Here is a 20,109-nt window from a genome sequence, read left to right as displayed (position 1 = left end):
GCTGAAAAGGTGAGCCCACTGGATGAACGCGATTGGCCCCGTTTGCTGCGACCGGGGAGCCGTGTGTTCATCGGCGGCGGAGCCTCGGTGCCGCAGGCGCTGGTGGCCTCTCTGCTGCGGCAGGCGCGGTGGCTGACGGATGTGGAAATCGTGCACATCTATGGGCTGGGGCCGACGCCGTGGATCGATCCGGCCTATGATGGGATCCTGCGGACGAATTCGTTTTTCCTGACGCCGACGCTGCGGGATGCGGTGGCGCGGGGGCAGGCGGACTACACGCCCTGTGCGATGTCGGAGATTGCGGGGCTGTTCACCAACGGGCGGCTGCCGCTGGATGTGGCGCTGATCCAAGTATCGCCGCCGAATGAGGAGGGATACTGCTCACTGGGGGTGAATGTGGACATCGTGCGGCCTGCAGTGGCGGCGGCGCGGCTGGTGATCGCGCAGGTGAATCCGCTGATGCCGCGGACCTGTGGCGATACCAGGCTGGCGGCGCGGAAGATTGCTTACTTCCTGAATCACAAGGTGCCGCTGCCGGAGTGTGAGAAGCCGGACTTTGATGACCGGCATGAGCGGATCGGGCGCTATGCGGCGCAGCTGGTGGAGGATGGGGCGACGATCCAGGTAGGACTAGGCAACACGCCCGAGGCAGTGGTGCGGGCACTAAAGAAGCACCGCAACTTGGGAATCCACAGCGGGGTCTTCAGCGATGTGTTGATGGACCTCGTGAAATGCGGGGCGGTGGACAATTCGCGGAAGAGCTACAAGCCGGGTAAGATCATCGCCAGTTACGTGATGGGCAGCCGGAAGCTGTATCGCTTCGTGGACGGGAATCCGGATGTGGAACTGCACCCGAGCGATTGGGTGAATGATCCCTACCGGATCGCGCGGAATGAGCGGATGGTGGCGATCAATGGAGCGCGGGAGATCGACCTGACGGGCCAGGTGGTGCGGGACTCGCGCGGGCACCGCTTCTACGGCGGGATCGGCGCGCTGCAGGACTTCATCCGTGGTGCGGGGCGGAGCAAGGACGGCCGGCCGATCGTGGCGCTGACGGCGACTTCCGATGATGGGAATGAATCGCGGATCGTGGACGGCCTTTCGCCGGGCAGCGGAGTGAGCACAGGGCGCGGGGACGTTCACTACGTGGTCACGGAGTACGGGATTGCTAGTATTTACGGGCTGAGCATCCGCGAACGGGTGGCGAAGCTGGTGGAGATCGCGCATCCCGACCATCGGGAGAAGCTCTTGGAGGGCGCCCGGGCGCGCGGGTGGTTGCCGAAGTTTTACACCATGCCGGGCGGGACGCGCAGCGGGGTGGAATCGCGCTGGGTCGAGTTTTCGATCGGCAAGTTTCGCCTGCGGCCGCTGTATCCGAGTGACATGCACACGCTGCAGGACTTTTTCTACTCGCACGACGAGGAAACGGTACGGCTGCGCTACGGCTACCAGCGCGACCGGATGAGCGGGGAGTCCGCTTACAAGCTGTCTGCGATCGATCAGGTGAAGGACCGCGCACTGGGGATCTTTTCGGAGGCGGGAGGAAGAGAGGAATTGCGGGCGATCGGCCGCTACTATCTGGACCCGGACGGCGGTAGCGCGGAAGTGGCCTTCGTGGTGCACGAGGAGACGCGGCGCGGTGGGATGGCGGGATTCCTGTTAGGCGAACTGGCGAAGACGGCGGGAGAGCGCGGGATGAAGCGATTGTGGGCGAGTGTGCTGCCGGGCAATCACGGAATGGCGGCGCTGCTGGCGCAGGCGGGAGGGAAGGCGGAGCCGGGGGAGGAGGAGACTCACTTCGAGATGGAAGTGTCCCGCATCTTGCGCTGGCGGAAGGGCTATCTCTCGCGCAAGAAAATCCAAGACCCGGCACGATGACGATGAAATCCAAGCTCACCGGCATTCACTACGATTCCTGCTACGAGGCGCACGATACGGGGCCGGGGCATCCGGAGTCGGCGGAGCGCTATCGGGTATTGAGGGCGGCGCTGGAGGAATTGCCGGTGGAAGAGTTTCCAAGATTGCCGCGGAGGACGGCGACGGTGGCGGAGGTGCTGCTGGCGCATGAGGCGCACTACCACGACCTGGTGTATCGTGATGTGGTCTCTTGCTCGGATGTGCTGAGGACCGGTGATACGAATATCTGCCCGGAGAGCTATGAGGTGGCGCTGGAGGCCTCCGGCGCGGTGCTGGCGGCGGTGGATGCGGTGATGCGTGGGGAGGTGCTACGGGCCTTCTGTGCGGTGCGGCCACCGGGGCATCATGCGACCAGGGCGCGGGGGATGGGTTTCTGCATCTTCAACCATGTGGCGATCGCGGCGAATTATTTGCGCAAGCAGCATGGTCTGAAGCGGATCGCGATCGTGGATTGGGACGTGCACCATGGGAATGGGACAGAGGAGATCTTCTACGAGGAGCCGGAGGTGTTTTACCTCTCGCTGCACGAGGCGGGGATTTATCCTTTTACCGGTCGGGCGGAGAATCGCGGAGCCGGGAAGGGAGTGGTGGGGGCTTTGAATTTGCCCTTGAAGCATGCTTCGGGAGGGACGACGGCGCTGGCGGCTTGGGATGAATTTGCGGGGCCGGCGCTGGATGGGTTCAAGCCGGAGTTTGTGCTGATATCGGCGGGCTTTGATGCGCGGGTGAGGGATCCGCTGGGGGGATTGGAGTGGGAGGATGAGACTTTTGAGGGTTTAACAGAACGGGTGTGTGGCGTGGCGGAGAAGTGGGCGGGGGGAAAGGTGGTGGCTTCCTTGGAAGGTGGGTATTGGCCGCCGGGATTGGCTTCGGCAGCGGTGGCGTGTGTGAGGGAGATGGCGAAGAGTTCCGGGTGAACGGTCGAGAGGCAGGAGTATTTCTATTGGACGGGGGCCATGAGGCGGGCGGCGCGGCAGGCGGCGCGGAACCAGAAGGGGCGCTCGGTGAACTCAGACACTTGGACGGGCTCGGAGTGCTCGAAGTCGGTCTCTAACATGCGGGTGACTTCGGTGACGAAGACGGGGTCGGGGGAGAAGCCGGAGATCTCGAAGTTGAGACGGAAGGATCGATTGTCGAGATTGGCAGTGCCGACGCAGGCGAGCTTGTCATCGACGAGCATGACCTTCTGGTGGAGGAAGCCGCGCTGGTAGCGGTAGAGCTTCACGCCGAAGGGGATGATTTGCTCGAAGTAGGTGAAGGCGGAGAGCCAGACGAGGAGGTGGTCGGCCTTCTCCGGGATGAGGATGCGCACATCCGCACCGCGGATGGCGGCGGCAAGGAGGGCGGTGAGGACGCCACCATCCGGCACGAAATAGGGAGAGGCGATCCAGAGACGCTCGCGGGCGGAGTTCGCGGCCTCGGCCACGACGAGCTGCCAGGAGTCGGTGGGGTCGGCAGGGCCCGTGGGGATGATGGCGGCGACTTGGTTGGCTGGCTCGACGGTGCCGGTCCACTCGAGTTCCGGCACGACGTCGGTGGCCCAGTTCCAATCCTCGATGAAGACCAATTGGATCGCCTGGACGGAGGGCCCACGCATGCTCATGTGGGTATCTCGCCAGGCGCCGAAGCGCTGGTCGCGGCCGAGGTATTCATCGCCCACGTTGATGCCGCCGATGAAGCCGATCTTGCCATCGACGACGACGATCTTGCGGTGATTGCGGAAGTTGATCTGAAGGCGAGACCACCAGAAGCGGTTCGATCCGAAGTAGGCGCACTGGATGCCCGCGTCCTCCATGTCCTTGAGGTAGGAGCGGCTCAGGCGGTGGGAGCCGATCTCATCATAGAGGAAGTAGACCTTCACACCGGCCTTGGCGCGCTCGATGAGGGCATCCTTGAAGCGGGTGCCGACGCGGTCGTTCTTCACGATGAAGAAGTTCACCAGCAGGTATTTCTCTGCGGCAGCGATGGCCTTGAAGATTGCCTTGAAGGTTTGCTCGCCATCGATGAGGAGGGTCAGCTCATTGCCGTGGGTGAAGGGTAGGCCGCCGAGGTATTCGGCGGCGCGGCCGAAGGCATCGTCCGGCTTGATCTCGTAGCTGCGGAGGCGCTTGTGCATGTCCTCGGCGATCTTGAAGAGCTCGGCATCGTCATTGCGGCGGGCGCGGACGTAGCCGGAGAAGCGGCTGCGGCCTGCGACCCAGTAGAGCGGCACGGCGATCCACGGTGCGGCGATCAGGGAAACCATCCAGGCGACGGTGCCTTGGGAGGTGCGCACGGTCATCAGGGCGTGGATGACGTGGCAGATGCCGATGATCTGGAGGAGCAGGATGCCCGCGCCGATGAGCCAAGGGGTGGAGTGGAGGAAGTCGGGCATTGGGAGGATGTTAGGCGCGGGAATCCGCGGGGCCAAGCTCCCTCTTTTTGGCCGCACCCCTAGCTGGGTACTTTGAGTTGTTGGAGTAGCCAGGGTGGGGCGGGGGGCGAGGAGAGATGTGGCTTTACCTGAGGAGGAGATAAGATAGCGTCCGGTGCTGGGATCCATGCGTATCTGGAGAAAACCATCCCGGCTGGCGGCGATGGCGGGGCTTTTCCTGGTCTTCGCTGCACTTACCGTGTGGTGGCTGCCAGAGTCGCCAACCAAGCCGGTATCCTCCACTTCCCTTGGGAGTGCGCCGGCAAGCTCCCGGTCGTCTTCGGAAGCCGGGCCACCATCCAAGAAAGCGGAGCGAGCGGGTTCGCGTGCTGAAAAGAAGTCACTTGCGGACAGGCTCCCGGCGCTAAGGTCTTCTCCCCTCCGTCTTAGCCGCGAAGAGATCGATGCCTATCTGGCCTCCCGGAAGCGCAATGTAGATTCGCTGCTCGCCGCCTTCCGGATCAGCGGGGATGAGGCCTTTCTGAAGGAGGCGCTGGAGCGATTCCCAAATGACCCGCAGGTCCTGGCGATGGCGTTGCGCTCGGAGAACGATCCCGCCAAGCGGCTGGAGATGATCGAGGTCTTCAAGCGCGCTGATCCGGAGAACGCCTTGGCGAATTGCATTGCGGCGCGGGCTCTCTTCGACACGGGGAAGCCGGCCGAGGCGCTCGCAGAACTGCGGGCATTGTCCGGCAAGCACATCGACGACTTTACTCTCAGCGCCAGCCAGAATGACGAGGAAGCCTATCTCGCCTCGGGAATTCCACCGCTGGAGGCGAGGATGAACGCGCTTTACTCGCAAGCCACGCCCCACGTCATGCAGCTCCGGAGGCTCACTGACGAAATGTCAAAAGCCCGCGCGGATTACCTTGCCGCCGGTGATGTGGAAGCGGCGGACGAGCTGCTCGGAATCCAGTTCGAGCTGACCCGGATGCTACAGAAAGGCCAAACCGCGATCGTGAACTCGCTGGTCGGCATCCACTTGGAGAAACGGGGGTTGAAGGGCCTGGACACGGACGAAGCCCGCGCCCGCCTGGATGAAATCCAGAGCCAAGGCAAAGAGCTCTCAAGCAGCGCTGTGGCCGTTTCGGCGCTGATGAAAGACCCTGCGGTTCCCGACAGCGATTGGATGCTTTACTCGGATCGGCTCAAGGCATTCGGGGAGGCCGCAGCGAACAACTGGATGCTGGAGCGGCACCCGCCTCCTTAGCCTCCCGTGGCGCTGTCACATCAACTTGTTGGGCGCTGTTCAGAGGCGGATCTTCAAGCCCAGCTCTTCCTTCATGGTCAACAGGGCTTCGGCGTTGCCCTTGGCATCGTCCACGGGGTGGTGGGTGTGCTTGGTCTTGCGGAGGTGCTTGAAGGTCTGGAAGGTATCCTTGACGAGGCCTTTATAGAGGGAGCCGAGATTGGTGGAGGAGAAGCCGAAGGGGTTCTTGCCGGTGAAGTGGTGGAAGTACCAGTTGATGAACTGCCAGTCGAAGCCGTTGTTGTCCGAGATGAACATGAGGCGGTCGGGGGAGACTTCCTTGAGCCAGGCGGCGAAGTCGGTCATGACTTGCGCTGGCTCGGGGAAGGCCAGGGCTTCCTCGCGGGAGAAGCCGCTGACAGCGAGAGCATCGGGGATCCACTTATCGGAGATGGGGCGAAGCTGGCCGTAGAAGGTACGGGTGAGGGAGGCTTCGACGACGACGGCGCCGAAGCAGATCATCGAGTAGTCGCCGGGGATGGGACCGTCAGATTCGATGTCGACCATGATGTAGCTCATAAGAGTGTATGGGGGTGTTGTTAGGGTAAGGATGCCGCTTGGGCTGGGGTGGAGTTGGGTTCAACCGCGAAAAACGCGAAAGGCCGCGAAATTTGAACAGCCGTCAAACCACGGAATACACGGACCACACGGAAGGCCTGCTTGAACTCAGGAGGGCCTATTCTGCCGCGGGGGCAGTCCTCCACCTCGATGAGTTCCCTTTCGATGGCCTTGCCACTTTTGGATTCCCCGAGGGCTTCGGCCAAGAGAGCCGCATTTGCCGCAGTGGAGAGCAGGTAGGACGTTTCGTCCACGTCCTCGCCCGCGAGGCATGGCGGGACTTTAGCTAGTTTTCCGCCAGACTCAACTCCAAACCATTGAACGGAGGCCCGGGCAGGTCTAGCCTTCCGGCGTGATCTACCTTGATGCCAATGCCACGACGCCGCTCTTGCCGGAGGTGCTGGACGCCATGCTGCCGTGGCTGAGGGAGGGATTTCACAATCCGAATGCGAGCTATCGCGGGGCGAAGGAGGCTCGGAAGGCGATCGATGAGGCGCGGGCTCAGGTGGCGGCTTTGATCGGGGCGACTCCGGATGAGATTGTTTTTACTGGCGGTGGCACGGAGAGCACGAACACGGCGCTGAAGTGGCTGGCGCGGCTGGTTGGGCGGAAGACGGGGAAGGTGGTGACGAGCGCGATCGAGCACAGCGCGGTGCTGAAGCCGGTGGAGACTTTCGGCGAAGTGGGTTACCCGGTGACGCTGGCGGGTGTGGATGGGGGCGGGCGGTTGAAGCTGGATGAGTATCAAGCGGCTTGTGAGGCGGCGAAGGAGGGTGGCGGATTGGCTTCGGTGATGTGGGCGAACAATGAAACCGGGGTGATCCAGCCGGTGGAGGAGGCTGGTGCGATCGCGAAGGAGAATGGCTTGGCCTTCCACACGGATGCGATCCAGGCGGTGGGAAAGATTGCGGTGAACGTGCGGGCGGCGCCGGTGGATTTCCTGTCGCTGTCCGCGCACAAGTTCCATGGGCCGAAGGGCGTGGGGGCGCTGTATATTCGCGGCGGGGCAAGGTTCGAGCCGCTGCTGCGAGGTGGCGGGCAGGAGAAGGACCGCCGCAGTGGGACGGAAAATACGGCGGGCATCGTAGGTCTGGGGAAGGCGGCGGAGCTGGCGATGGCAAGACTGGCGGCGGGTGAGACGCCGCGGGCGCTGCGGAATGCTTTTGAGGCTAAAGTGGTGGAGCTGGTGCAGGGTGCCACGGTGAACGGTGACCTGCTGCATCGTTTGCCGGGGACGAGCCACCTGTCCTTCACGGGATGCGAGGCGGCGGGGCTGCTGATTTTGTTAGATGATGCCGGAGTTGCTTGCTCGGCGGGCTCGGCCTGCATGACGGGCAAGCAACAGCCATCGCACGTGCAAAAGGCGATGGGTTTTCCTGACGCGAAGGCGAAGAGCAGTTTGCGTTTCGGATTCTCGTGTTTGAACACGATGGAGGAGGCGATGGAAGCGGCCGCGGCGGTGGCGAAGGCGGTGGAGAAGCTCAGGAAGGTGCAGGGCGGGAGCACCGGGCCGGTGGTAGTTTATTCGGCGTGAAGGCGGGTTGACAGAATTCTGTCACCGTGCTTGAATTAGTCATGCAGACGGTTTCCTACACCGACGCTCGCAACGGCCTTGCCGGTCTAATGGAGACGGCATTGCGGGATCGCGAGCCCATCACTATTACCCGGAATGGAACGGGGGAGGTGGTGATGCTTGCGGCAGAAGAGTATGCCGCGATGGAGGCCACCTTGCATTTGTTCTCCACACCGGCGAACGCCGAACGGATCGAGCGAGGCTTGGCCGATTATCAGGCCGGGAAGCTGCAAGAGGGTAAGCTATGCGATTGATGTGGTTGCCGACGGGCTGGGAGGATTACCTCCACTGGCAGGCGACCGATCGAAAAATCTTGCAAAGGCTCAACGAGGTCATCCGTGATTCTCTCAGGACTCCATTCGAGGGGATTGGCAAGCCTGAGCCCTTGAAGGGGAATCTCAAGGGCTGGTGGTCACGACGAATCACACAGGAGCACCGTTTGGTTTATCGGGTCGATGGAGATGTGCTAATCATCATGCATTGCCGTTTTCATTACGAACGTTGAGGGCTTCGCGTTGATTGCTCGCGTGTGTTCCGTGGTTTTGATGCTTTCTTCTCTCCATGCCGAACTCCCTCGCGCACGAAACTTCTCCCTACCTCCTCCAGCACGCACACAATCCGGTGGATTGGGAGCCGTGGAGTGAGGAGGCCTTTGAGCGGGCGGCGGAGGAGGACAAGCTGGTGTTCCTTTCGATCGGGTATTCGACCTGCCACTGGTGCCATGTGATGGAGCGGGAGAGCTTCGAGAACGAGGCGATCGCGGCGGTGATGAATGCGAACTTCATCTGCGTGAAGGTGGACCGCGAGGAGCGGCCGGACATCGATGCGACCTACATGGCCTTTGTGCAGGCGACGACAGGGCAGGGTGGCTGGCCAATGAGCGTGTGGCTGACGCCGGAGGGCAAGCCGGTGGTAGGCGGGACTTACTTCCCGCCGGAGGATCGCTATGGCCGGGCGGGATTTCCTAAGCTGTGCTCGGAGATCGGGCGGCTGTGGAAGGAGGACCGTAAGCGTATGTTAGACAGCGCGGAGAAGATCATGGTCCACCTGCGGACCGAGGCGGCGGCGGATGCGGTGGTAACGGGCTTGCCAGGGGACAAGGTGTTCGGGGATTTCATCGATCGCTGTGAGGCGATGTTCGATCCCTCGCTGGGTGGCTGGGGGAATGCGCCGAAATTTCCGCGGCCGGTGGTGCCGCGCTTGTTGCTGCAACTGGCGGAGCGATTCCGCGGGCATGACGAGGCGGAGGCGGCGCTGCAGATGACGCATCGGACGCTGCGGGCGATGGCGGCGGGCGGAATGTATGATCAGCTCGGCGGCGGCTTCCACCGCTATTCGGTGGACCGCTACTGGCACGTGCCGCACTACGAGAAGATGCTCTACGATCAGGGGCAGCTTGCCTTGCTGTATCTAGAATCCTGGCAGGCGACGGGCGACGAGCGCGACCGCGAGACGGCGGAGGATATCTTCCGCTACGTGCTGGGTGAGCTGCGCGATCCGAGCGGTGCCTTTCATGCCGCTGAGGACGCGGACAGCTTGCCGACCGCCGATGCAGGGGAGAAGCGGGAGGGTGCATATTGGACCTGGGAGAGCGCGGAGATCTACCGGCTGCTGGATCCGCGGAGTGCGGCGATTTTCTGTGCGGCCTACGGGGTAGAGGCGGATGGCAACGCCCGGCCGGAGAGCGATCCACACGAGGAACTGGTGGGTCAGAATACTTTGTTCCGCGCAATGAGCGTGCCGGGATTGGCGGAGCAGTTTGACCTAACAGAAGCGGAGATCGAGGCGATCTTGCGCGATGCGCGGAAGCTTCTGTTGGCGGAGCGGGGCAAGCGGCCGCTTCCGCATCGGGATGACAAGCTGATCACGGCGTGGAATGGCTTGATGATCGCAGCGCTGGCGCGCGGGGCGCGGGTGCTGGCACGTGAGGATTTGTTAGAAGCGGCGCGGGCGGCGCTGGAGTTCATCAAGCGCGAACTGTGGGACGGAGAGAAGCTGTGGCGGAGCTATCGCGGGAAGCGCGGTGCGGCAGCGGGCTTTGCGGCGGATCATGCGTTCCTGATCAGCGGGCTGATCGAGATGCATGGCGCGGATGGCAAGGCGGAATGGCTGGAGTGGGTGGAGGAAATTCAAGCAGCGCTGGACCGTGAATTCTGGGATGACACGCGGGCGGGCTATGTGATTCGGGCGGAGCTGGGTGGTGAGACCTTGCTGGCGATCCGTGAGGACTACGATGGCGCGGAGCCGGCGGCGAATCATGTGGCCGCGGAGAATCTGCTGAAGCTGGCGATGCTGCTGGATGAGCCCGCCTACGCGAAGCGGGCAGAGGCGATCCTGCGGGCTGGAGCGCGGGCCGCGGAGGCGCAGCCCTTCGCGGTGCCGGTGCTACTGGGAGCGCTGGACTTGTTCCGGCGCGGGGTGACGAAGGTGGAAGTGCGCGGCGATTTGCAGGCGGATTTGGGCGAAGCGGTGCGGTGGTCCTGGCTGCCGCGGGCGGTCTGGACGCGCTCGGAGGGGAGCGGAGATCTCATCGTCTGTGAGGGGCAAAGCTGCCTCCCACCGATCCGCGACGCGGCGGGTTGGCTGCGCACTTTCCCCACCGGGACGGAAAATCCCTTGAAAAAGTCCTGAATAAGCGGTCCATATGCCCGTCAAACGAGCGTATGAAAAAAGCACTCCTTATCGCCACCACGCTTTTCGCCACTGCCCTCAGTGCCAGCGCCGCGAAGATCGCGATCAAGAATGATACCGGCAAGCCGCAGAAGATCACCGTCGTGCAGGGCGGGAAAATCAAGGGCTATGTCGACCGGCTGAAGCCACAGAAGACGCTGCTGGTGAAAGTGGACGACGCCGGCCCGAAGCCGCTGATCGTGGTGAACAACGAGGATTACATCTATGTGCCGGCGAAGACCAACGCGTTCAAACTGACTTGGCTGCAGGACTTGATGGATAGGTAAGCGGGGGGCGCTTTTTGCCCTTCCGCTAGGGGCATCATTCGCTTGGAATGACGCCATGCCGGAGCGCGTGTTTTTGGGATGGGAGCGACCACTGCTTCCGCTCTTGAGCGCGTGGCTGTTGGAGCGGTGCGATGACCTGGCGGGAATGCTGGTGGTGGTGCCGACGGCGCAGGCCGGGCGGCTGCTGCGCGAGGCTCTTGCGGAGGCCGCTGGAGCTTTGATCGCGCCGCGAGTGGTGACCCCAGAGCACTTCTTTCGTCCCGCATCGCAGGATGGAATCGCGTCGCGGCTGGAGTCGCGGTTCGCGTGGATCGAGGTGCTGCGCGGGATGGATGCGGGCTCGACGCCGGCTTTGTTTCCGGTCGAGCCGGTGGACCGGTCCTTTGCCTGGGCCGCGGGCGTGGCGGAGGAGATCGACAAGGTGCGGAACACGCTCTCGGAGAGCTCGAAGGATTTTGCGGAGGCGCGCGGGTTTAGCCCGGAGAAAGACCGCTGGGGCGATATGATCGAGATCGAGCGGCGGGTGCAGGCACGCTTCTCGCGCTGGAAGCTAACAGATCCGCTGGCGGCGAAGCTGGAGGCGGCGGCGGGGTTTGAATTGCCGCCGGGGGTGAGGGAGATCGTGGTGGCTGGGGTGCCGGATCCGGTCCCGCTGGCGGTGGAGGTCTGGGCGCGATTGGGTGGAGCAGGAGTGCCGGTAAAGGTGCTGGTGCACGCGCCGGTGGGCGAGAGCGAGGGTTTCGATGAATGGGGGCGGCCGCAGGATGGCGAGCATAGCGCGTGGACCAAGCGGCCGACGCCTCTGCTCAAGGAGCGGGTGCATTTGGTGGCGGGGCCGACGGAGTTGGCGGCCCAGGCGCTGCGGTGTTTTTCGGGGAAGGCGAGCAAGGAGGTAACGCTGGGGCTTTGCGATCCGGTATTCGGGCCGGCGCTGGAGTCGGCCTTCACGGAGGCGGGATGGCCGGCCTTCAATCCGGAAGGACGCACGGCGGGGAGTGCGATGATTTTGATGCTGCGGAGCTTCGCGGCCTTGGCACAGCGCAGGGATATCTGGGAGCCGGTAGCAACCATTTTGCGGAGTCCGCTGCTGCCGGAGATTGTGGGCCGGAAGCAATTTCATGCGGCGCTGAAGGTGCTGGATGAGATCGAGAAGGCTTATCTGCCGGCGAGCTTGGCGCGAGTGACGGAGATTTGTGCGGCGCGCTTGGCGGAGAAGCCGGAGGAAGGCGCGGAGAAGCTGCTGAAGGTGCTCGGCTGGTGTGAGTCGTGGCGCGAGCGTTTCGCTTCGGGACGGCCATCGGATGCGCTGGCGGGATGGCTGGCGGCGATGCGGGCAAGACGGATTGACGATGCGGCGGAAGGGCAGTTGCTCGAGGCCTTGGCGGAGGCAGTGCCGCACGTGGAGAGGCTGGAGGATAAGGGCTTGTTAGAAGGGCCGGGCGAAGCACTGGAGCTGGTGCTGGCTTCGCTGGAGACGCTACGCTCGGCAAGCGGGCGAGAGGACTCGGTAATCGATTTGTCGGGCTGGCTGGAGCTCAGCCATGCGCCCGGGGCGAGGCTGGTTCTCGCCGGGATGCATGAGGGCTGCGTGCCCGATGGTAACTTGGATGATTCCTTCCTGCCGCAGGTGGTGCGGGAAGGGCTGAAATTGCGCGATCCTAACAGCCGCCATGTGCGTGATGCCTATCTCTTCCATGCGCTGGTGGCTTCGCACGAGACGGATGTGATCGTGGCGAAGGTGGATGCGGTGGGCGAGCCGCGGCGGCCATCGCGCTTGCTGCTCTCGGCGAAGGGCTTGGAGCTGGCGGAGCGGGTGATCCAGCTTTCGGCGAGTCCACCTTCGTCCGCCGGGCGCTTGTTGCCTTGGGAGCGCGGGGAATGGCTGCTGGACCTAAAGGATGAGCTGAAGCCCTACCTCAACGGTGAACGGAAGCTGAGTCCATCGGCAATCCGGGACTATCTCTACTGTCCTTTCCGTTTCTACCTGAAGCGGGTGCTCAAGTGGCAGCCGCACGATGCGGGCAAGCTGGAGATGGACGAGCTGGACTTCGGTAACCTGTGCCACGATGCGCTGGAGCGGATGGGCAAGGAGCCGGCGATCGTGGAGACGCTTGATTTCAAGGTACTGCGGCAGTTCCTATGGGACACGATGGACGAGCGGCTGGCGCGCTATGGATCCAATTTGTCGCTGCCGCTGATGGTGCAGCGCGAGGCGGCGCGGACTCGGATGGAGCGCTTCGCCGAGCTGGAAATCGGGCAGCGCCACGAGGGCTGGCGGACGAAGAACGTCGAGCTGAACATCGGCAAGGACATCGAGTGGGAGATCGACGGGCAATCGATCTCGATGCAGATCGACCGGATCGACTTTCACCCGGAACTGGGCTGGCGCGTGCTGGACTACAAGACCTCCGCGCGGGCGGATGTGCCGCGCTCCGCGCATCTACGGCGTTCATCGGAGAAGCGGCGTGAGTTCGGGGCCGGGCTACCGGCAAGCCGCGGTGCTCCGGAGGTGTGGAAGAATGTGCAGGTGCCTCTTTACGCGGCCTTTGTGCAAGGGTGGAAGGGCCTCGATCAGGTGCCGAAGATCGGCTACGTGAACCTGCCTGCGACGCTGAACGATGTAGGCTTTGAGATGTGGGAGGACTTCGATGCCTTCAAGCTGGACAATGCAATGCAGTGGTCCACCGAGATCATCCGGGCGATGCGTGCGGGGCTGCACTGGCCGCCGGTGGCCTTGACCGGTGGGGAAGCAGGCTACGATGACTTTGCGCTGCTGGCACCGGACGGTTTGGAGCAGGCGGTGAGCGGCCCGCTGGTGGAAGCCTTGCGCCATGTGGCGGATGACTGGGATGCGGGAAGGAGGGCACCATGAGCGGCATGCGGGATCTCAAGAGCTTGATGATCCGCGCTTCCGCGGGATCGGGAAAAACCTTCCAGCTTTCGAACCGCTTCCTGGCGCTGCTGGCGGCGGGAGTGGAGCCGGGTGCGCTGATCGCGCTGACCTTCACGCGCAAGGCGGCGGGTGAGTTCTCGGACCGGATCCTGTCGCGGCTGGCGAAGGGATCACTGGACGAGGCGGGGGCGGCGCGGCTGGCGAAGGAGCTGGCGGCCACGCTGGGTGGCGATGCGGAGACACAGATGCCGGCGCTGTTCCCGGGGGGCGGGGAGATCCAGCCGGATCTGGGGCGCTTCCGTGAGTTGTTAGAGAATCTGGTGGCGGGTCTGCACCGGGTTTCGCTGGGGACCTTGGACAGCTTCTTCGTGCGGATCGTGAAGCGCTATCCCTACGAGCTGGGGCTGGCGGAGTTTCGTTTGCTGGAAGAGGACGCGATGCAGGCGGAGAAGGCGCAGGTGCTGGCACGGATTTTCCGTGAGGTGCCGGACCGTCAGCGTGAGGCTTTTCTTGGGGCCTTCCGGCTGGCGACGCATGGCAAGGAGCACAACCGCCTGTGCCGCTTGCTGGATGAGTTCCTGGACAAGCACCACCAGCGCTATCTGGCTTCGCCGGAGCGGACGCAGTGGGGGAATCTGGATCTGATCTGGCCGGATGGCTGCCCGTGGGGGGAGATCGAGGACTTCGGATCTGCCGCACGGGAGGTGCTGGTCTTGTTGCCTACCGTGCAGGTGGACAAGAAGCCGCATGCGACCTGGATCAAGGGCTGGGAGAAGGCGGTGGATTGGTTTGCGATCTATTCGCCGGGCGATGGCCGCAAGACCGAGACCGCGATCGAGCGCTCGATGGCGCTGCTGGGAGAGCTCTCGCGCGGCTATGCGGTGGATGTGTTCTCAAACATGGAGCACCGCATCTCTGGTAAGCTGGCAGGAGCGATGACCCGCTTGATCGGCGGCTATGTGCGCGCGGAGATCGAGGCGCGGGCGACGCGCACGCTGGGCCTGTGGTCGCTGCTGTGGGCCTATGAGACGATTTACTCGGCAGAGGTGCGGCGGCGCGGTGGCTTGGGCTTCGCGGATGTGACGCGGCTGCTGGCAGACGGCGGGCTTACCGAGCATGGACGGGCGCGGATCGAATCGCGTTTGGATGCCCGCTACGGCCAGTGGCTGCTGGATGAGTTCCAAGACACCAGCCGCGGGCAGTGGGATGTTCTCGAAGGTCTGGTGGATGAAGCGATCCTGGATGCGGAGGGGGCTCGCTCGCTCTTCGTGGTGGGTGATACCAAGCAGGGGATCTATGGCTGGCGTGGTGGCGAGCCGCGGCTTTTCGATGATCTGTTGGCTCGGCCGGGCTGGAAGGACCGGATGGATCCTTGGGGGATGGAGACTTCGTGGCGCTCGGCAGCGGAGGTGCTGGATCTGGTGAATACCGTCTGCGACCCGGCGGTGCTGCGCGGGCTCTTCCCGGCTGCGGCGGTGGCGCGCTGGAACTACGCCGTGCACCGTAGCGCGCCGCGTGAGAAGCCGCTGGTAGGCTATGCCGTGGTGGTGGACACCGCGGAGAATGAGACGGATGAAGATGACGATGAGATTGGCGGCGTGGATGGTGCGCTGCGCGACCTGCTGGCGGAAGTCCGGCCGATCGAGCGCGGGCTGAGCTGTGCGGTGCTGGTGCGGGCGAACGCGAAGGCGCGCAAGCTGGTGGACTACCTGCGGAAGGAATTCCCCGCGATGCCGGTGGAGATGGATGCGGAGGTGGAGCTGGCGCTGGACAATCCGGCCGGTGTGGCGTTGACCGATCTGTTCCGCTGGCTGGCGCATCCTGCGGACAAGCTGGCGGCGGGGCACGTGATGGCGACGCCGCTGGGCAAGGTGCTGAACGAGTGGGTGGAGGAGCCGAATCCGATGCGGGTCTGGCATGAGTGCCGCAAGCGGGTCTTGGCGGAGGGGATGGCCGGACTGCTGCAGGACCTCGCGGAAGGGCTGCGCAAGCACGAGACCTTGAACGGCTTCTTGGAAGGGCGCTTCACCGGGATCCTGCGGGCCGCGCTGGAGTATGATGAATCCGGGCGGCGCGACTTTGACGAATGGGTGGCGCTGCTGGAGACGCTGAAACAGCGCGAGTATTCCGCCGAGGGCGCCTTGCAGGTGATGACGATTCACAAGGCGAAGGGCCTGGAATTCGACATGGTAATCCTTCCGGATTTGGCGGGCGGCGTTTTCGATGACCCCTCGAAGGCTGGGATTCTGGAGTTCAAGGACGACAGCGGCCGGACGGAAGGGCTGCTGCTCTCGCCGGGGCGGAAACTGTTAGAGGCGGATCCGCAGTTGCGCGAGCGCTTCGAGGCGTGGTCGGCGGAGCAATGCTACGAACGTTTCTGCAATCTTTACGTGGCGCTGACCCGGGCGAAGCACGGGAGCTACGTGCTGCTGCCGAAGGCACCAGCGAAGCCGAGTTCGACCCGGCGCTACGACCTGTGGATCCGGGAGGCGCTTGGGGCTTCGGGCTTGGGCGAAGTGACTTGGAACGGCCGCGAGCGGCAGACACTGCATCAAGCGGGAGACCCGGATTGGTTCTTGCGGGTGGAGTCGAAGGAAACGGCGGTGGAGGAGGAGGCTGCGCCGGTCTTGCTGGGGCCGGGCTTGAAGCGGCGCGCGCGGACGAGTCCCTCGGGGGAGAAGAAGAACAGCTTTGAGTTCGCGGCCTCACCGGCAGGGATGGCCTTCGGCACGGAGGTGCATGCAGCTTTTGAGAGAATCGGGTGGCTGGATGAGGCTGCGCCGGAGCTGCCCGGAAGTGGAGCGGGTAGGCTGGTGAAGGAGTTGCTGGGAATGCCGGAGATCCGCAGCCTCTTCGTGCGCAATGGACGAGCGGTGGACTTGCACCGGGAACAACCGGTCGAGGCGATCCACGGGGATCAATGGCTGAGCGGTGTGATCGACCGGCTGCACGTATTTCGCGATGCGACAGGCAAGGCGGAGTCCGCGGAGTTGATCGATTTCAAGACCGATGCAGTGGGCAGCGAGGAGCAGTTGCTCGAGCGCTATCGCGGGCAGATGGAGGCTTACCGGGAGGTCTTGGAGAAGAGCCTGGGGGTGCCGGTGAAGTGCTGGATGGTTTCGACGAAGTTGAAGAGCTTGGTGGGGGTCTAGAGCGATGGAGTGCGGCGGCAGGACGCCGCTTTGGCTTGGGGGTCGCATCCTTCACGCCAATTCGTGGCCGAAAAGAATAGCGGCATTTACCCGGAGCCAAAGCGGTGACGTGCCACCGCACTCCACAAAAAGCCCGCCACGGGACTTCCGTGGCGGGCTTTGGATCAACCGTGCGCGCTGAACGCGTCAATAAGCCGGCTGCCATTCACTTGGGGCCATCCTTGATGTCGATCGCGGCATAGTCGCCGTCCTTGCGGCGGTAGATGATGGTGAGGCAACCGCGGCGGGCGCTCTTGTAGAGGACGAAGGGACGGTCGGAGAGCTCGAGCTCCATGACGGCGTCTTCCTTGTACATCGTGCGCAGCCGGTAGTTGTCCGGGTGGACGATGAAGGGTTCCGGATCCTTCTCGGATTCTTCCGGGTGGTCGATGATCTCTTCACGGAAGAAGCGCTCATCGAGATGGCGGATGGAGTCGTTGCGGTGCGGCCGCTTCTTCTTCATCAGGCGGGTCTTGTGCTTGCGCATGCGGCGGGCGATCTTGTCGATCGTCTCGTCGATCGCAGCATACATGTCCTGCCCTTCAGTGTGCGCCTCAATGGTGATGTGGTTGGCGCAAAAGAGAATGATTTCGGCGATGTGCCGATTCTTCTGAACGTCTAGAATGATTTTCGCCTCGATGATGCGCGGGTAGTCGAGATGGAGACCCTCGATCTTCTTTTGAGCGTAGTCGCGCAGGGATTCAGTCACGGACTCGTGGCGAACGGTCACCGTGATGGGCAGGTTCACATTTGCAGTTTGCATGTCTATTCTCCTGTTTTGTTTAGGGGTGAAGGACGGCGGTTCTATCCGCCTTATCCACCATGCAGGATGGACTGGATTTCGCCAAAAGGCTATCCAGTTCTTGAGAAAATCGCGGCATCCCTTGACACGCTTGGGATGAGCGGCGATCGCGTATTTCGATTGTAGCTACCGGCCCTTGCTAGGCTCAGGGAAAGCCTAGGACCGCGGCTAGATCGCTCACTTTTTCCAACACCTGAGCGGCCCCAGCCTCCAACAGGGCGGCCGGGTCATGGTAGCCCCAAGCGGTGATCACCGGCTTCATCCCGGCGGCCCGGGCGGTTTCCAGATCGACGGTGGAATCACCGATGAACCAACAGGCGTTTGGCTCTAAATCCCACTTCCGGGCGATCCACAGGGCGGCATCCGGGAAGGGCTTGCGGCGCAGGTCCTCGCGCTGGCCGGTCACCGGATCGAAAGGGATGCGGGGGAAAAGCCGGGCGACGATCTCGACCGTGAAGGGGTGGGGCTTGTTGGAGAGGATCGCCAAGGGCTGCTTCCTAACAGCGAGTTGGTCCAATAGCTCTGGGATTCCGGGGTAGGGAGCAGTGCCCTCCGGCCAAGTATGGGCGTAGTCCTGTTTGAAGCCCTCCTCGACCGCGAGGATCAACTCGTGGGGAGAATCCTCCGGCAAGGCGCGACGGCAAAGCTCATAGGAGCCATTGCCGATGAAGCGGCGGACGTCGGGGTGGCCGTGCGGATCGAAGCCCTGGCGCTCCAAGGAGCGGTTGAGGGACGCGGCGATGCCGGGTAGGGAGTCGATCAGGGTGCCATCGAGGTCGAAGATCAGGCCGGCAGTGGTAGGAGTCATCGCGGGCGGATGAAAGGGAGTGAGTGGCACGGGGGCGAGGGGAAAGATGCGGCTCCATCTTGCGCCACGGGGTGCGCCGACTTTAGCCGGCTCGATAAGGACTGGCGTGATCCTCCCCTGCAAGTCCGCCCGATGACAGCCGCAGGCCCTCGGACTGCTGGGGTCATCCACAGCTCTCGAATGCAAGGTGAGGCACGCATCCCAGAGCGGCACGAAGCGATCTCCCGGCGCGCCATCGGCGCAAGCCTCCGGTGGTGATCCACTATATGGATCTTTCCATCGCGGTGACGATCGGGGCCGGAAGCAGAGCCGCGAATATCAGGACACCACAGATGGTGTGGATAGAAGGGAGAAGGTCGAATCGGGAGCCGCGTTGATCTTGCGGTGGAAAGCGCACGAATTGGCCGGCGGTGTCGGAGCGGGTGGGCCGGTTCATTTCGATCGAGCAGGCGCGCAGCAAGATGCACTCGAAAGCTGTGAATCATCACAGCAGTCCGAGGGCCTGCGGCTTCCATCAGAGAGCACACAGGGATGAAAGCATCCCAATCCCTAAAGGCATTGAGCTGTAGCCCGCTCGGATCGGAGGGCCATAGTCCACAAGGTGATGATTCAATTGAGCCGGCTAAAGTTGTCCGCAGAAAGTGGAGTGAAGTCGCGGACCAGCTCCGCTGCGCTCCGGTTGGCGCACCCAGTGGTCACCCGGCTTCGACCACGTGAACTCCCCGCTCCTCCTTCCGGATGCTGAAGCGGACCGGCAGGAACTTCTCGATCACGGCGATATTCGTCGGCACGTGGGCATCAGGGGCCATGGTGGCAAAGCGACCACCGCCGGCGAGCGCGATGGGCAGCAGCAACTGGTCCGCGAGGCAGCGACCGACGGGCACGCGGCAGCCGATGAAGTCGAGCATGGTCTTCGCCGCATGTCTCCCGACTTTCTCCGCGCTGACGCCCTGCTCGCCGAAGCTGCTGGTCATCTCACGGAGCTCTCCGAACTCAGCTTCGACGAGGCAGCAGATGCCGGCACCGGGGCCGGGCTCGCAGCTTTCCACCGCGGCGTCCTTGCAGGGCATCAGGGCGAGGGCTGAATCGAGCATCCGTCCGCCGATCGAAAGTGGCAGGTGGCGGCTGAGCACGCGGATGCGCGACTCGCCGGACTCCGGGCGGGTCATCAGGTCGATGGATTGCAGCTTTGGCGAGGGCTGGATTGAAGCATGCAGCACGCCGCCACCGGCGGGTGCGAAGCCGGCGCTAGCGAGGGTCACGGTAGCAGCCCCGCCCATGCGAGCCATGGCCGGGAGGAAGACGCGGTCGATGAACTCGAAGGGCGGCGCCATCGGGTTGTGCGTGCCGCCTTGCAGGGCGAGAGTAGCGGGCTCCTCCGCCTGCCAAAGGGCTGGCAGGAGCGTCTGGAGCAGCAGGGTGGTGCTGCCCGCGGTGCCGATGGCGAATTGATACGATCCGCCTCGTACTTTCCCGGCGCGAAAAACGAGCTCAGTCGAGCCGATCTCCGCGCCATCCGCGGTGCCGCCGGAAATCTCGCAGGCGGCCTTCACACAGGTGAGGTGCTGGCGCATCAGGCCAGGCCGCGGGCGCTTGCCGCGGATATTCGTCATGCGGAAGGGCTGCCCCGTGACCATCGCCAGGGACAGGGCGGTGCGCAGCATCTGGCCACCGCCGCTGCTGCCGTCGAGTTGGATTGCTTTCATGGAAAAGAGAAGAAGATCGGTCCGATCCGTCGGATCAGACCG

At 63.5% G+C, this 20,109-nt stretch carries 16 protein-coding genes; 11 read left to right on the top strand and 5 right to left on the bottom strand.

All coding sequences use genetic code 11. From position 1 onward, the window contains the following. Nucleotides 1-9: 9 nt before the first annotated feature. Complete coding sequence (locus BV071_RS10900) at nt 10-1,878, top strand: GNAT family N-acetyltransferase (RefSeq protein ID WP_075090887.1); 1,869 nt, start codon at nt 10-12, stop codon at nt 1,876-1,878. Nucleotides 1,879-1,880: 2 nt separating this feature from the next. Beyond that, on the top strand, nt 1,881-2,834 hold the full coding sequence (locus tag BV071_RS10895; protein ID WP_035606351.1) for a histone deacetylase: 954 nt from the start codon (nt 1,881-1,883) through the stop codon (nt 2,832-2,834). A 23-nt stretch (nt 2,835-2,857) separates the two neighbouring features. Here the strand turns inward: BV071_RS10895 and cls are convergent, their stop codons facing one another. Next, nucleotides 2,858-4,291, bottom strand: coding sequence for a cardiolipin synthase (gene cls, locus BV071_RS10890; protein WP_035606348.1), 1,434 nt, complete (start codon nt 4,289-4,291; stop codon nt 2,858-2,860). A 166-nt stretch (nt 4,292-4,457) separates the two neighbouring features. On the opposite strand from cls, the gene BV071_RS10885 reads away from it, so the two are divergent. Next, nucleotides 4,458-5,540 carry a hypothetical protein gene (locus tag BV071_RS10885; protein WP_265594321.1) on the top strand — a complete coding sequence of 361 codons (1,083 nt, stop codon included), beginning with the start codon at nt 4,458-4,460 and terminating at the stop codon, nt 5,538-5,540. A 39-nt stretch (nt 5,541-5,579) separates the two neighbouring features. On the opposite strand, the gene BV071_RS10880 is transcribed toward BV071_RS10885, so the two are convergent. Further along, nucleotides 5,580-6,098, bottom strand: a complete 519-nt coding sequence (locus tag BV071_RS10880; protein WP_035606343.1) for a 3'-5' exoribonuclease — start codon at nt 6,096-6,098, stop codon at nt 5,580-5,582. A gap of 92 nt (nt 6,099-6,190) precedes the next feature. On the opposite strand from BV071_RS10880, the gene BV071_RS10875 reads away from it, so the two are divergent. The 8 genes from BV071_RS10875 (at nt 6,191) to BV071_RS10840 (ending at nt 16,712) form a co-directional block, all read left to right on the top strand. After that, complete coding sequence (locus BV071_RS10875; protein WP_035606340.1) at nt 6,191-6,427, top strand: hypothetical protein; 237 nt, start codon at nt 6,191-6,193, stop codon at nt 6,425-6,427. Nucleotides 6,428-6,489: 62 nt separating this feature from the next. Continuing rightward, the gene (locus tag BV071_RS10870) at nt 6,490-7,671 is read left to right on the top strand and encodes an aminotransferase class V-fold PLP-dependent enzyme (protein WP_035606337.1); all 1,182 of its coding nucleotides are present in this window, start codon (nt 6,490-6,492) and stop codon (nt 7,669-7,671) included. Nucleotides 7,672-7,697: 26 nt separating this feature from the next. Beyond that, on the top strand, nt 7,698-7,964 hold the full coding sequence (locus BV071_RS10865; protein ID WP_265594320.1) for a type II toxin-antitoxin system prevent-host-death family antitoxin: 267 nt from the start codon (nt 7,698-7,700) through the stop codon (nt 7,962-7,964). Continuing rightward, entirely contained in the window at nt 7,955-8,215 is a 261-nt protein-coding gene (locus BV071_RS10860) for a Txe/YoeB family addiction module toxin (RefSeq protein ID WP_035606333.1), read from the top strand. Before BV071_RS10865 ends, BV071_RS10860 begins: the two co-directional genes overlap by 10 nt. Before the next feature lie 56 nt (nt 8,216-8,271). Then, nucleotides 8,272-10,341 (top strand): thioredoxin domain-containing protein, encoded by a 2,070-nt coding sequence (locus BV071_RS10855; RefSeq protein ID WP_052573145.1) that lies wholly within the window; start codon nt 8,272-8,274, stop codon nt 10,339-10,341. Between the two features lie 32 nt (nt 10,342-10,373). Beyond that, a complete protein-coding gene (locus BV071_RS10850) occupies nt 10,374-10,667 on the top strand; it encodes a hypothetical protein (protein ID WP_035606330.1) in 294 nt (97 codons plus the stop codon). Between the two features lie 103 nt (nt 10,668-10,770). Beyond that, the gene (locus BV071_RS10845; RefSeq protein ID WP_265594319.1) at nt 10,771-13,539 is read left to right on the top strand and encodes a PD-(D/E)XK nuclease family protein; all 2,769 of its coding nucleotides are present in this window, start codon (nt 10,771-10,773) and stop codon (nt 13,537-13,539) included. After that, on the top strand, nt 13,536-16,712 hold the full coding sequence (locus tag BV071_RS10840; protein WP_035606325.1) for a UvrD-helicase domain-containing protein: 3,177 nt from the start codon (nt 13,536-13,538) through the stop codon (nt 16,710-16,712). The genes BV071_RS10845 and BV071_RS10840 overlap by 4 nt, the downstream gene beginning before the upstream one ends. 205 nt (nt 16,713-16,917) lie before the next feature. Here BV071_RS10840 and raiA read toward each other — a convergent pair whose 3' ends face one another. The 3 genes from raiA to rtcA all read right to left on the bottom strand — a co-directional run bounded on the left by raiA (nt 16,918) and on the right by rtcA (nt 20,067). Next, nucleotides 16,918-17,514, bottom strand: a complete 597-nt coding sequence (gene raiA, locus BV071_RS10835) for a ribosome-associated translation inhibitor RaiA (protein WP_035606322.1) — start codon at nt 17,512-17,514, stop codon at nt 16,918-16,920. Nucleotides 17,515-17,698: 184 nt separating this feature from the next. Beyond that, entirely contained in the window at nt 17,699-18,361 is a 663-nt protein-coding gene (locus BV071_RS10830; RefSeq protein WP_035606319.1) for an HAD family hydrolase, read from the bottom strand. Between the two features lie 695 nt (nt 18,362-19,056). Continuing rightward, complete coding sequence (rtcA, locus tag BV071_RS10820; protein WP_035606313.1) at nt 19,057-20,067, bottom strand: RNA 3'-terminal phosphate cyclase; 1,011 nt, start codon at nt 20,065-20,067, stop codon at nt 19,057-19,059. Between the last annotated feature and the right edge of the window lie 42 nt (nt 20,068-20,109).

It is taken from the genome of Haloferula sp. BvORR071 (assembly GCF_000739615.1).
In the GTDB taxonomy this organism is placed as follows: Bacteria; Verrucomicrobiota; Verrucomicrobiia; order Verrucomicrobiales; family Akkermansiaceae; genus Haloferula.
This window is presented reverse-complemented; position numbering and strand designations above follow the sequence as displayed.